The sequence below is a fragment of the Cephaloticoccus capnophilus genome, assembly GCF_001580045.1.
Classification (GTDB): domain Bacteria; phylum Verrucomicrobiota; class Verrucomicrobiia; order Opitutales; family Opitutaceae; genus Cephaloticoccus; species Cephaloticoccus capnophilus.
This window is the reverse complement of the sequence record NZ_LSZP01000004.1, coordinates 25,267-37,830: the sequence shown is the minus strand read 5'-3', so window position 1 is coordinate 37,830 and position 12,564 is coordinate 25,267. Positions and strand designations below refer to the sequence as shown.

The 12,564-nt window shown below is 62.1% G+C and carries 11 protein-coding genes; 6 read left to right on the top strand and 5 right to left on the bottom strand.

Going from position 1 to position 12,564, the window contains the following annotated elements; translation table 11 throughout:
• Positions 1 to 98 precede the first annotated feature (98 nt).
• The 5 genes from pdhA to AXK12_RS00600 all read left to right on the top strand — a co-directional run bounded on the left by pdhA (position 99) and on the right by AXK12_RS00600 (position 6,061).
• Positions 99 to 1,190: a pyruvate dehydrogenase (acetyl-transferring) E1 component subunit alpha gene (pdhA, locus tag AXK12_RS00620; protein WP_068710844.1), complete on the top strand. Its 1,092-nt coding sequence runs from the start codon at positions 99 to 101 to the stop codon at positions 1,188 to 1,190.
• Positions 1,191 to 1,286: 96 nt separating this feature from the next.
• Positions 1,287 to 2,264 (top strand): alpha-ketoacid dehydrogenase subunit beta, encoded by a 978-nt coding sequence (locus AXK12_RS00615; RefSeq protein ID WP_068710843.1) that lies wholly within the window; start codon positions 1,287 to 1,289, stop codon positions 2,262 to 2,264.
• A gap of 67 nt (positions 2,265 to 2,331) precedes the next feature.
• Positions 2,332 to 3,675: a pyruvate dehydrogenase complex dihydrolipoamide acetyltransferase gene (locus AXK12_RS00610; protein ID WP_068710842.1), complete on the top strand. Its 1,344-nt coding sequence runs from the start codon at positions 2,332 to 2,334 to the stop codon at positions 3,673 to 3,675.
• Between the two features lie 229 nt (positions 3,676 to 3,904).
• The gene (gene trxB / locus AXK12_RS00605; RefSeq protein WP_068710841.1) at positions 3,905 to 4,873 is read left to right on the top strand and encodes a thioredoxin-disulfide reductase; all 969 of its coding nucleotides are present in this window, start codon (positions 3,905 to 3,907) and stop codon (positions 4,871 to 4,873) included.
• A 171-nt stretch (positions 4,874 to 5,044) separates the two neighbouring features.
• On the top strand, positions 5,045 to 6,061 hold the full coding sequence (locus AXK12_RS00600) for an LLM class flavin-dependent oxidoreductase (protein ID WP_068710840.1): 1,017 nt from the start codon (positions 5,045 to 5,047) through the stop codon (positions 6,059 to 6,061).
• A 124-nt stretch (positions 6,062 to 6,185) separates the two neighbouring features.
• Here the strand turns inward: AXK12_RS00600 and AXK12_RS00595 are convergent, their stop codons facing one another.
• Entirely contained in the window at positions 6,186 to 7,391 is a 1,206-nt protein-coding gene (locus AXK12_RS00595) for a pyridoxal phosphate-dependent aminotransferase (protein ID WP_068710839.1), read from the bottom strand.
• Between the two features lie 59 nt (positions 7,392 to 7,450).
• Positions 7,451 to 7,873 carry a hypothetical protein gene (locus AXK12_RS00590; protein ID WP_068710838.1) on the bottom strand — a complete coding sequence of 141 codons (423 nt, stop codon included), beginning with the start codon at positions 7,871 to 7,873 and terminating at the stop codon, positions 7,451 to 7,453.
• Positions 7,874 to 8,097: 224 nt separating this feature from the next.
• On the opposite strand from AXK12_RS00590, the gene AXK12_RS00585 reads away from it, so the two are divergent.
• On the top strand, positions 8,098 to 9,234 hold the full coding sequence (locus tag AXK12_RS00585; protein ID WP_068710837.1) for an ABC transporter ATP-binding protein: 1,137 nt from the start codon (positions 8,098 to 8,100) through the stop codon (positions 9,232 to 9,234).
• Positions 9,235 to 9,432: 198 nt separating this feature from the next.
• On the opposite strand, the gene AXK12_RS00580 is transcribed toward AXK12_RS00585, so the two are convergent.
• The 3 genes from AXK12_RS00580 to AXK12_RS00570 form a co-directional block, all read right to left on the bottom strand.
• On the bottom strand, positions 9,433 to 10,401 hold the full coding sequence (locus tag AXK12_RS00580; protein WP_068710836.1) for a LolA-like protein: 969 nt from the start codon (positions 10,399 to 10,401) through the stop codon (positions 9,433 to 9,435).
• A 24-nt stretch (positions 10,402 to 10,425) separates the two neighbouring features.
• A complete protein-coding gene (gene secG / locus AXK12_RS00575) occupies positions 10,426 to 10,848 on the bottom strand; it encodes a preprotein translocase subunit SecG (RefSeq protein WP_068710835.1) in 423 nt (140 codons plus the stop codon).
• Between the two features lie 520 nt (positions 10,849 to 11,368).
• Positions 11,369 to 12,559: a ParB/RepB/Spo0J family partition protein gene (locus AXK12_RS00570; RefSeq protein ID WP_082782521.1), complete on the bottom strand. Its 1,191-nt coding sequence runs from the start codon at positions 12,557 to 12,559 to the stop codon at positions 11,369 to 11,371.
• Between the last annotated feature and the right edge of the window lie 5 nt (positions 12,560 to 12,564).

The window sequence follows — 12,564 nt, the reverse complement described above, 5'->3', positions numbered from 1 at the left end:
CAGCCCCTCGACCAAGCCCGCCGCGAAAAACAACGCTCTTGATTTCCCGTATTACCCCCAGAGACTCTGCGCCCTTTAACCCAAAACGCCTTCCCGCTTTGAGCAAAAAAACGAACGCTACGCCGCCACCCCAGCCGCCCTCCACAGGAAACGATTTTGCCTCGGCAGCGGTCAACCAAGCCCTCTCGCACGAGCAGCGCATCGACTTATTCCGCACGATGGTGCGCATCCGCCGCTTTGAAGAACGCAGCCTTCGCGCCTACCAAGCGAAGAAAATCGGCGGCTTCCTCCATCTCTACATCGGCCAAGAAGCAGTCGCCGTCGGCTGCTGCTCGCTGATGGGCAAGGACGACCACATCATCACCGCCTACCGCGACCACGGTCACGCGATCGCCGTCGGCATGGAGATGAACCCGCTCATGGCCGAGCTCTACGGCAAAGCCACCGGCTGCTCCAAAGGCAAAGGCGGCTCGATGCACTACTTCGCCCCCGAGCGCAATTACTGGGGCGGCCACGGCATCGTAGGCGGCCAGATCCCACTCGGCACCGGCCTTGCCTACGCCATCAAATATAAAGGACTCCACGGCGCAGCGATGGCCTTCATGGGCGACGGCGCAGTTAACCAAGGCGCAGTCCACGAAGCCTACAACCTCGCCGCCCTCTGGCAGCTCCCCATCCTCTTCGTCATCGAAAACAACGGCTACTCGATGGGCACTAGCCAAGAACGCAGCTCCGCCGGACAGCTCGCCAAACGCGCCGAAGGCTACGACATGGCCTGGGACGCTTGCGACGGACACGACCTCTACGCCGTGCGCGCCACGATGGATAAATACCTGCGCCGCGCGCGAGAGACCAGCGCCCCTGCCATCATCGAAATCCACACCTACCGCTACCGCGGCCACTCCGTCGCCGACCCCGACAATACCTACCGCACGAAGGAGGAAATTGAGGCGTATCGGCAGACCAAGGACCCCATCCAAAATTTCCAAAACCGGCTCCTCGCCGAAGGCGTTTTAGAGGACGCCCTCATTAAGGAAATTAACGACGCAGCGCGCGCCGAAGCCGAAGCCTCAGTCGCCTTTTCCGAGGCCAGCCCTTGGCCCACCGTCGAAGACATCCAGCGCGACGTGTATTGGGAAGCCGACAATCCCTCGCAACGCACTTCCACTGGGCAACTCTTCTTCGACTAAAAAACGGCCAAACGCCCTGCGTCGGCCTAAGGCCTACAGCCCAGATCGGCCACCGCCAAAAACTCTCCCCTCCTACACACGACCCGCCTTTCTCCCGTGCCCACCATCACCTACCGCGAAGCCGTCCGCCACGCCCTAGCCGAAGAAATCGAGCGCGACGAAGCCGTCGTCCTCCTTGGCGAAGAAGTCGCCCAATTCAACGGCTCCTACAAAGTCTCCGAAGGCCTCCTCGAACGCTTCGGCCCCAAACGCATCGTCGACACCCCAATCTCCGAAGCCGGCTTCATCGGCATGGGTGTCGGGGCCTCCATGCTCGGGCTTCGCCCCGTCATGGAACTCATGTTCTGGAGCTTTTACTCGGTCGCCTTTGACCAAATCCTCAACAACGCCGCCAACGTCCGCTATATGTCCGGCGGACAAATCAACTGCCCCATCGTCATCCGCGGCCCCGCAAACGGCGGCACCAACGTCGGCGCGACCCACTCGCACACGCCCGAAAACGTCCTCGCCAACCACCCCGGCGTGAAAGTCGTCGTCCCCGCCACGCCCTACGACGCCAAAGGCCTACTCAAGTCCGCCATCCGCGATAACGACCCCGTCATGTTCTTGGAAAACACCCTTCTCTACGGCGAGAAAGGCGAAGTCCCAGAAGACGAATACCTCATCCCACTCGGCCAAGCCGACATCAAACGCGAAGGCACTGACCTCACAATCGTGACCTACGGGCGCTGCGTCCTGCACTCACTCGCCGCCGCCGAAACGCTCGCCGCTGAGCACGGCCTCTCTGTCGAAATCGTCGACCTGCGCTCCATCCGCCCGCTCGATATCGACACCGTCCTGCACTCCGTCGCCAAGACCCACCGCGTCCTCATCGTCGAAGAGCAGAAACCCTTTTGCAGTGTCGCCACCCAACTCGCCTACATGATCCAGCGCGACGCCTTCGACGAACTCGACGCCCCCATCAAACGCCTCTCCACCATCGACGCGCCCGCCATCTACAGCCCACCGGTCGAAATCGAACAACTCCCCAACCCCAAGCGCATCATCGCCGCCGCGCTCGACGCGATGGAGTAACCCCCCCGCGCCGCGCCCACTCTCAACCGCCCCACCCGCCCCCCTTTAACCAACAACGACTCCCACAATGGCCGACATCATCGAAATGCCCAAACTCAGCGACACCATGACCGTGGGAACGCTGGTCAAGTGGCTAAAAAAAGAAGGCGATAGCGTTTCCAACGGCGACATGCTCGCCGAAGTCGAAACCGATAAAGCCACGATGGAGCTCGAATCCTTCTTCGACGGCACACTCCTCAAATGCTTCGTCGAGGCCGGAGCCCAAGTCGAAATCGGCTCGCCCCTCTGCGCCATCGGTGAAAAAGGGGAAACCGTCGAAGCCCCCGCCCCAAAAGCACCGGCACCCGCAGAAAACGCGCAGCCCGCGACCGCCGCGCCTGCCACTCCCGCTGCGGCCCCTATAACGCCCGCCGCAATCACGCCCACCCCCGCGAGCTCGCCTATCGTGCCCGCCCCAGCTTCCGCAGCCCCTGCGGCGGCTGGCAGCTCCGCAGCTGGAAAGTTAAGAATCTCCCCACTCGCCAAGAAACTCGCCGCTGAAAAAGGAATCGACCCCACCCGCGTGAAAGGCAGCGGCCCCGGCGGCCGCATCGTCCGCGCCGACATCCTCGCCGCCGAGAAAAACCCAGCTGCCGCGGCCCAATCCGCAGGCGCAGCAGCGGGCGCTCGCCCCGCGAAACCGACTTGGGCCTGGCGCTCTGCCCTCGACAAATCCGCAATCCAAGCCCCCGGCATCGCCCCGCTCTCCAACATGCGGGCCACCATCGCCAAGCGACTCGTCGAGTCGAAGACCCAGTTCCCCCACTTTTACCTAGAAATCGAAGTCGACGCCGCCCCGCTCGGCGCACTCCGCGAGCAACTCAACGCCGGACTCGGCGCCGACGGCGTCCGCCTCTCCGTAAACGACCTCATCCTCAAAGCCGCCGCCCTCGCGCTCCGCGCCGTCCCCGCCGTCAACGCCTCTTGGAGCGACGCCGGCATCGTCTCGCACGGCGCCACACACGTCTCCTTCGCGGTCGCCATCGACGACGGCCTCATCACCCCCGTCATCAAAGACACCGACCGCAAAACCGTCTTTGAAATCAGCGCAGAAGCCAAAGACCTCGCCAAACGCGCCAAGGCCAAAAAACTCGCTCCCGCCGAATTCACCGGCGGCACCTTCTGCGTGAGTAACCTCGGCATGATGGGCATCACCCGCTTCCACGCCATCATCAACCCGCCCAACGCCGCCATTTTGGCCGTCGGCGCGACCGTGAAAAAACCCGTCGTCGTGAAAGACCAAATCACCATCGGCGAACGCATGGTGATCACCCTCTCCTGCGACCACCGCGTGGTAGACGGTGCCCTCGCCGCCCAATTCATGAACGCGGTAAAAGCCCACCTCGAAACCCCCGCCCTCTTGCTCGTTTGAGGGCTGCGGCGAGCGTGCACAGCACACGTGAGTGGCGAGCCGCGAGCCAGATGCCTCGCGTTTGAAACGGGAACAGACCCTAAGCAAAGCCACCCCGACGCCCCGCCAGCAAGCGGGCGCATGATAAAAGCTTCTGCCGACGGGCGGCCAACTGGCCGCCCGCCAAAGAAAAGGCCACGAGTGGCCTTGCTATATCGGCACGGGGATTAAGCGTAGGCGCACCTTAATTATGACAGCACCTACGGTCGAAAACCTCGTCATCATCGGCACCGGCTGTGCGGGCCTCACCGCCGCCATTTACGCAGCGCGGGCAAACCTCAACCCCCTCGTCCTCGAAGGCGCACAACCCGGCGGGCAACTCACCACGACTAGCGAAGTGGAAAATTTCCCCGGCTTCCCCAACGGCGTCGACGGCTTCCAACTCACGCAAAATATGCGCGAACAAGCCGCCCGCTTCGGCACTCGCTTTGAGCAGGCCCAAGTCAGCGGAGTCGATTTCACGAAAATGCCCCGCGAGCTTCACCTCGGTGGCGCAAACGGCAGCCAAGCCGGGCGCACCCTACTCGCGAAAACCGTGATCATTGCCACCGGAGCGTCTCCGCGAATGACCGGCGTGCCCGGCGAAAAAGAATTTTACGGAGGTAAAGGCGTCACCACCTGCGCCACCTGCGACGGCGCCTTCTATCGCGGAATGCCCGTCGCCGTAATCGGCGGCGGAGACAGTGCTGCCGAGGAAGCCCTCTTCCTCACCCGCTTCGCGAGCCAAGTCTTCCTTATCCACCGCCGCGACTCGCTCCGCGCCTCAAAGATCATGGCCGACCGCGCAACGTCTCACGAAAAGATCACGATGGTCTGGGACAGCGTCCCGCTCGAAGTCCTCGGCGACGACACCGGCAACGTCAGCAGCCTAAAACTGCAAAACGTAAAAACGGGAGAGGAGTCCACACTGCCCGTCAAAGGCGTCTTCGTCGCAATCGGCCATATCCCCAACAGCCAAGCCTTCGCGGGAGCTGTCGAGGTCGACGAAGCGCGCTACTTTAAGACCCAACCCGGCTCGCAAGTCCGCACAAATATCCCCGGCGTCTACGTCGCAGGCGATTGCTCCGATCACGTTTACCGCCAAGCCATCACCGCCGCCGGCATGGGCTGCCAAGCCGCCATCGATGCGGAGCGCTGGCTCGCCGAACACGGCAGCTGAGGCCGCAGGCCCTTAACACTCGGCGCGGCGGCGCGGCCTACCGCGTCGCGCCAAAGTTCGCGCTGCGCCCACACACTCGCGACATGACGAGCGGGCCGCTTCAGTTCTAGCGACTGCGCGCGGCCCGCCAAAATGAAACAGCCCACGGCTGCCCCTACAGCCCTTCTTCTCATGCAAATCGGTGTCGATAGCTTTGTTTCTACCTCAAAACGCGGCGCAGTGGGCGACGCCCAGCGCGTCCAAGACCTACTCGAAGAAATCGAACTCGCCGACCAGGTCGGGCTCTCCTCCTTCGGCGTCGGCGAACACCACCGCCCCGACTACGTGTCCAGTGCGCCCGCCGTCCTACTCGCCGCCGCAGCCGCGCGCACCAGTCGCATCCGGCTCAGCAGTGCCGTTACCGTGCTCAGCTCCGATGATCCCGTGCGCGTGTTCCAGCAATTCGCCACGCTGGACCTCATCTCTCAAGGGCGCGCAGAGCTGATGGTCGGGCGTGGCTCCTTCATCGAGTCGTATCCACTCTTCGGCTACGACCTCAACGACTACAACACGCTCGCAGCCGAGAAACTGGGCCTGCTCTTAAAAATCCGAGACAGCGAACACGTCACATGGAGCGGGCGGCACCGCGCTCCGCTCAGCGGCCAAGGCGTCTACCCACGGCCCTTGCAGCAGCCGCTGCCCATTTACGTCGGCGTCGGCGGCTCACCCGAATCGGTCGTCCGCGCCGCTAAACTCGGACTGCCGCTCGCCATTGCCATTATCGGCGGCTCGCCCCGCCAATTTCGCCCACTGGCCGACCTATACCGCCAAACTTGGGCCGAGGCAGGCCGCACACCCGAAACCTGCACAATCGCGATTCACAACCTCGGTTTCCTCGCCGACACGACTGAGCAAGCACTCGACACCTTTTGGCCTGCCTACCGCGAAGTTTTTGGAGGCATCGGACGCGAGCGCGGCTGGGCTCCGCCCTCGCGCCCCCAGTTCGACGCACAGTGCGGACCGCTCGGGGCCCTACAAGTCGGCTCACCAGAAGCCGTTGCGGAGAAACTCGCAAATGAGCACCAATGGCTCGGTGGCATCTCTCGGGTAAACCTGCTGCTCGATAACCGCGTGCTCACTCACGCACAGATAATGCGCTCAATCGAACTGCTCGGCACCAAGGTCGCCCCACTCCTGCGCGACCTGTGATTTGCCGATAGCCTACCCGTTATCAAAATCGACTCGCCCAAACGGAAAACCCGCTTGGGCGAGAAACAAATAGTCGACCCTAGCCTGCGACCATCGGACACACGCAGGAAACGCCAGCCCTGGCTTAGCGCAGCCCCGCGCAGAACTGCGCCAGCCGCCCAACGCCTTTTGCCAGAATCATCTCGGAGGTCGCGTAGCTGATGCGGATGAAGCCGGGCGCACCAAAGGCCGAACCGTGCACTGCAGCCACCTTGGCTTCGTCGAGCAAGCGTTCGCAAAACACGCGGTCGTCGAGTCCGAAGCTCGCCACGTTGGGGAAGAGATAGAACGCACCTTGCGAAAGCAGGCACTTGATCCCCGGGATCCGGTTAAGCTCGAAATGCAGGAACTTCCGCCGTTGGTCGAATTTTTCGAGCATCACAGCAAGTGCCGCCTGCGTCTTCTCAGGCTGGGTGTAGGCCGCGAGTGCGCCCCATTGGGCAAAGGTTGTCGCGTTGGAGGTCATCTGACTTTGCAGCTCGGCAATCGCTTTGGCGATTGGCGCGGGGGCGACGATCGTGCCGAGCCGCCAGCCGGTCATCGCATAGGTTTTTGCAAAGCCGGAAACGATGATCGTGCGGGCGCGGGCCTCCACCGAAAGGCTCGCAGGTGAGACGTGCTCCACTCCGTCGTAGAGCAGGTGCTCGTAAATTTCGTCCGACATCAAGTAGAGGTTGTGACGAAGCGCGACCGCCGTGAGTGCCTCAATCTCGGCGCGCGTGTAAACGGCCCCAGTCGGATTGGACGGCGAGTTGAGAATGAGGAGCCGAGTACGCGGGGTGATTGCCGCTTCGAGCATGGCGGGCGTAAGTTTGAAGCCCGTCTCATCGGTTGCCAGCACGGGCACGGGCACGGCTCCCGCGAGTTTCACCATCTCCGGGTAACTCACCCAATACGGCGCAGGGATGATGACTTCGTCGCCCGGCGAGCAGGTCGCCAATATCGTGAGGTAGCAGGAAAACTTGCCGCCCGGGCTAACGACGACTTGGGACGCCTCGGTCGGGATTTTGTAGAAGTCGTTATACTTGGCGGCAATCGCCTCGCGCAGCGGCGGTATGCCCGGCGTCGGCGCGTATTTGGTTTTGCCCTCACTCAGCGCCTTTGCGGCGGCCTCCTTGATGTGCTCCGGCGTATCGAAGTCGGGCTCGCCAGCAGCAAAGCCGCACACGTCTTCGCCCGCGGCGATGAGCGATTTGGCCTTAGCATCGACTGCCAGCGTTGGCGACGGGGCAATATTGAGGGCCCAAATAGAAAGTGCGGCAGGAGACGGGAGAGCGGATGTGTCAGTCATGTGCGGCGCGCACTACAGAAGAGTCGCGTAGCACTTGGCAAGCGCAGCGGCGGCGCGGCTCAGCGTTTTGCGCGCGACTTGGCCGAGGGTTTCTTCTCTGGAGCTGCCTTCTTCTTCGGCTCACTCGCGGCCTTGGGAGCGGCTTTCGCCTTCGCGCTTCCTTTCGGCACCGGCAGGGCCTCAACCGCGAATCGCAGCAGTTCGCCGATGCTCCTTCCTTTTCGGGCAGCAGTGCGCTTGAGCATGGCGCGTTGTTCGGGGCTCAAGCGCACGGAAATCTGACGGCGAGCCCCCTCGACGGGCAGCGTGCACGACTCGAAGTCGAAGCCGTCAACCACAGCACGTATCATTTCACTGGTCGTGCGCAGCCCAGCCGACACGCGGTTGCGCTCAAGCCGAGCCAGCAGTTCTTCGGGCAGGTCAAAGGTCACGGGCGGAGCAACGGCAGAAGCGGAGGAGTTTTTTTTAGTGCGGGAGGCCATAATCGCAATGAAGAGCTGTGATGAGTGAAAGCTACGGCGAGTGGGAGAAGCCGAACTACGCAGAAAGCAGTAGAAGTAGAACTACGCAGAATTACGCCACGGCTACCCGCAACGCCAAAGTGCTCTAGAATTGCCCGAGCAATGGCATTGACTCGCTAGGCACTTACCCAATTTTTGCGGCTTCTTTTCGCCCCTTTTTCTGAACCCTAAACCCCATCCCCACTATGGCTCATGTTGTAATCAAAGACCTTGTTAAAACCTACCCTGAAAAGCATGGCCCAGGGGTAACCGCGGTGAAGGGGATTAATCTAGAGATCGAAGACCGCGAGTTCATGGTGCTGGTCGGCCCGTCCGGCTGCGGGAAGTCCACTACGCTGCGGATGATCGCCGGACTCGAAGACATCAGCGGAGGCTCGGTCAGCATCGACTCGAAGGTCGTCAACAACGTGATGCCCAAAGATCGCGACATCGCGATGGTGTTTCAAAACTACGCGCTGTATCCGCACATGTCTGTCTACGACAACATGGGCTTTGGGCTAAAACTGCGGAAGTTTCCCAAGAAAGAAATCGATACCCGCGTGCGCGAAGCGGCCGCCATGCTCGGCCTCGAAGAGCTGCTCGACCGCCGCCCGAAAGCCCTCTCCGGCGGCCAACGCCAACGTGTCGCGGTAGGGCGCGCCATCGTCCGCAAGCCCAAGGTCTTCCTCTTCGACGAGCCGCTCTCCAATCTCGACGCCAAGATGCGCGTCTCCACTCGCGCTGAAATCTCGAAGCTGCACTCCCGCCTCGGCGCGACCATGATCTATGTGACGCACGACCAGGTCGAGGCGATGACGATGGGCGACCGCATTTGCGTCATGAAAGACGGCAACATCATGCAAGTCGCCACGCCCATGACGCTCTACAACTCCCCTGAGAACATGTTCGTGGCCGGCTTCATCGGCTCGCCCCCGATGAACTTCTTCCACGGGCGGCTCGAAAAACAAGGCGGCCAAACCGTCTTCATCGAGGCCAACAAAAACGCCACACCGATCCAAGTCACCCTCACTGACGAGCTCGCCACCAAGGCCGCCGCCTATGTCGGCAAGGAAATCGTCTTCGGCGTCCGCCCCGAAGACGCGCAAGATACGCTCACTCTAAGCGCTCCTGCCCCCGAGCACACGATCGAGGTCACAGTCGAAGTCTCCGAACCGATGGGCTCCGAGACTTACCTCTACCTCGACACCGGTGCCCAGTCTTTCATTGCACGTGTGGGCGCGACCGACCGCTTCGACGCCGGGCAAAAAGTCCAAATCACCTTCTCAATGGACAAGGTGCATCTCTTCGATCCGAAGACCGAAAACGTCATCAAGGGGGCCTAGCCCCCTCTTATTTTGCGGGCCGCCTAAAGCCGCGCATGTTGGCGGCCTTCGCTGCCAAGGCTGGCGCACGAGTCGGCCGCCTCGGCTTCCCGCACGAGTCGCCGCCGAGCCGTCCTCCCAAGCGCTGGCATTTCCACTTTTCCCGCCACACCAAAGCCGCTACGCGCCTTCGCACAGCGGCTTTTTTGTTGGCTATATTTACGGCCTTTTCGGTTCGGGCAAAGTAACCGGCTCACCGAGCCATTCGGGCTTAAAAATCCAGGGCTCAAGTGCGAGTCCAAGCTCGGCTTCCCTCACCTCGAAGCGCGTTTTGTCGCGCGTGCGCTCGTTGCGCAGATCAATCGACTTAAGCATCCACTGGCCGGATTTTTTTTGGAGGTCGCGCACGGTAAGCGTCTTCGTCACCGCGCCATCCGGCCCGATAAGTTTCGACTGCAAGAGCGCGTGAAATTGCTGGTCGAAATACGCACGCACGGACAGGCGCTCGCTTGGCGATGTCCCCGCCCCGGACGCATCCTCTGCGCGAACGGGCTCTCGGAACAAAAACCGATACGCCGCCCGGCCCAGCACTTTATCGCCGCCCTCAAAATCGAAGTCCTCCCAGTAGAGGTAAGGCATCAGCAAATCGAAGGCACTAATCTCAGCATCTGCCAAAAGCGGGGCATGCCACTCGCTCTCCGGCAAAGGCTCGGCTGACGCCATTCCCGCTTCATAAACCCAAATCCGAGGCGCAACACCGTTTTGAATGAGCAGCGTCCGAGCCGGAGGTTTCGCGGCCGACACCGCGCCCGCGCCTTCCACCTCCGCCGCCAAAGCTGGCGCACGAGGTGCCGCCCCGGCTTGCGCACGAGGCGCCGCCCCATCGTAAAGCGCAACGCGCGAAACGGGCCCCTCCGCGTTGCGGCTTCCCCAGAGCTCCCCGCTAAGCACCCGGGCCTTACCTCGACGCGGCAGCACCTTTAGCTCAAAGCGCAAGTGGTAATCGCCGTCGATCGCCGCGCTACGCAGCTCGCGCAAAACTTCCTCCCCCTCGCGTTCGGGCCATCCGGCTTCGACTGCGTGCGAACAAATCGCCCCGCCTCCCGCGCTCACAAACGCCAGCACCCAAGCGCACCAAAAAGCCCGCCAAAATCCGGCGGGCGAAAACGAGCGCGAAAAACGAAACACCCTAAGCACTCAGCGCGAAAACAATTAGTTGCCCTCGCCAGCAGCCGCTTCGCCAGTTGGCTCCGCTGCCGAAGCGGCAGGCGCGGCGAGATTCGGCAAGAGTACATTGGCCGATTCGGCTTCGGCACTCACCGCAGCTTCCGCCGCGCTGGCCTCCGCTTCAATCGTCGGTAGCCCGACACCGCCACTCGCGTCGCTATGTCGATTTTGATAAAGGTGCCCGAGGTAGAGCAGAAAACTCAGGACAAAGAAGGCGATGGTCGCATTGATCGTTGTCTTGCTGAGCACATTCCCCGTGTCCGCGCCAAAGGTGGACTCGGTCATCCCGCCGCCCAGCACTGCACCCGCTCCGCCATCGTTCTTCGCCTTCTGCATCAGCACGAGCAAAACGAGCGCGACCGAAATGAGGATCAGGATAAAAGTAAGAATACCGAGTAAAATGCTCATAGCAGGGGGAAGGAAGGGGCGCTGAGCATCAGCCCTCACCCCACTTTGTCAATCTAGGGATATGAGCCCGCACACCCGGAGTGAAAACCGGACACTGCGTAACACGATGTTTCCTTAGTGACCTGTTCCCGTTTCCAACGTGCCCGGGACGAAGTCAGCACCGTAGCCCACGAGTGAGCTGCACTTTTCCCACTACGCGTGGTGCGGCAGCGTGTCGCTGCACCCGTTCAATTTGGGAATTGCCCCCGTCGCTTCGCGACGAAACCAATTCCCAAATTTGAAAGCATTCCCCCCTGTCGCGTTGCGACAGGGAAAGTAGAGTAATAACCCGCTCGGGCGAGGTGGGAAAAATCACCAGTAAACTCCCACCTCCAAGCTTGGGTTCCTTTTCACAGAGCCGCTTGGTTACTGTGCGAATGCACGGCAACCAAGCGGCTCTGTGAATGGGTGCAGCGACACGCTGCCGCACCACGCGCAGTGGAAGCTCAGAGAGAGCGGTCACTGGCCGAGGCGGCACGCCTCACAGTGCGACGCCCAGTTTCCCAAGCACGCGCTGCAAGTCCTCGTTGCCGTGGTATTCGATGACAATGCGCCCTTTCTTCGGCGTGTGCAGCACGGCCACGCGCGCACCGAGTTGCGAAGTGAGCTTCTGCTCAATCGCCGCCACCGCCTCCGCATCGCGTGCCGCGCCACCGCGCTTCGCGGCGCGTCCTCCCGTTCGCGGAGCCGCGCTACTGGTTTTCTCAAGCTCCTGCACAAGCCGCTCAGTCGCTCGCACGCTCAAGCCTTCCTCAATCACCCGCCGCGCCAGCAAGGCGCGCTGCGCCGAGTCTGCCACGCCGAGCAGCACCTTCGCATGTCCCGTCGAAAGCAGCCCCTTGGCGAGGTAGCCTTGCAGCTCCTCGTCGAGCGAGAGCAGCCGCAGCGTATTCGCCACGCTTGCGCGACTGCGGCCCACGCGGTCAGCCGCCGCTTCCTGTGTGAGGTCGAAGTCGCGAATCAAACTCGCAAACCCGTGTGCCTCTTCGATCGGGTTTAATCCGTCGCGCTGAAGGTTCTCAATTAAGCCGAGAGCCGCCGAAGAGGCATCGCCCGCCTCAACCACCCGCGCCGGAATCGCCTTTAGATTCAACCCCTGAAACGCGCGCCAACGCCGCTCGCCCGCCACCAGTTGGTAACGCACTCCCGACGCGCCCGCCTCAGCATCCTCCACACGCCGCACCACAATGGGCTGAAGCAATCCTTCCGATTGAATGCTCTCGGCCAGCTCGCGAAGGGCTTCCGGCGCAAACACGCGCCGCGCTTGGTAAGGGCTCGGCTCAATCTGAAAAACCGGAATCTCCAAGTAAGCCGAGTCCGCCCTCCATTCTTGCGTGCCAGACGGCGTGCTCAGGGCGGCCTTAGCCGACAAGGCAGGCGCACTTGCCGCCGCCAAGGCTTCCGCACTTGGTGCCGCATCGGCTTTCCGCTTTGGCGAAGAGGCAGTTTCTACGGGTCGAGCCGTAGACTTACGCTCTGCCGTGGATGTCGCTGCCGGTTTTGCCGAAACGGATTTCCCCGACTTGGAAACCGGCTTTTTAGCAGCGGCTACCGGTCGAGCGGACACGGGAGCGGCCGCTTGCGCTGGAGCAGGAGCGGCAGGCGAAGACGCTTTAGCGATGAGGCCGCCGAGGCCACGGCCTAGGCGCGATTTTACGGGAGCAGCAGACATGCGTG